The 493-nt window shown below is 62.7% G+C and carries 1 pseudogene; it reads right to left on the reverse strand.

The features are described from left to right. Window positions 1-357, reverse strand: a pseudogene (locus tag RM572_RS28865) (hypothetical protein); the annotation flags it as partial. Window positions 358-493: the final 136 nt, after the last annotated feature.

Here is a 493-nt window from a genome sequence, read left to right on the forward strand (position 1 = left end):
GGAGGGCGCGTAAATACTGAAGGATATTGCGGTCCCGGTATTAGAGAAAGCCCCCTTGATCGAAACATCGCAGAGCGTCTGCTTCGCAGACCAGCTGCGCCCCGAAGCGTAATACTCCTCGACCTTTTCGATCACCTTGCCCAGTCCGTCCCCTTCATCCCGATGGAAGACGGTTCCGCCGGCCACGGCCTGAACCGTGCCCTCCAGTCGACCGGCGAACAACCCCTCACATACCTCAGCCGCATTCACATAGGGCGACGGAGGAGACTCCGGGTCCGTTCCGCACGCCGCACCACTGGCACCAACAGCCACCACCAGGAAAGCCGTCAGGGCCCTCCCGCGCCGCTTCTCACCCACACCCACACCTTTCACCGCAGCCAGCCACGTCAGTCGGTCTCCGGCCCCGCGCCCTGCTGTCTCACACGATCGTTCCCGTCCGCATAACCCACCCTCATCGCCGTCTTCATATCCTCGCGAAAGTCGGAATCCACCC

Origin of the sequence: Streptomyces hazeniae (assembly GCF_031845485.1) — a bacterium.
GTDB classification, from domain to species: domain Bacteria; phylum Actinomycetota; class Actinomycetes; order Streptomycetales; family Streptomycetaceae; genus Streptomyces; species Streptomyces hazeniae.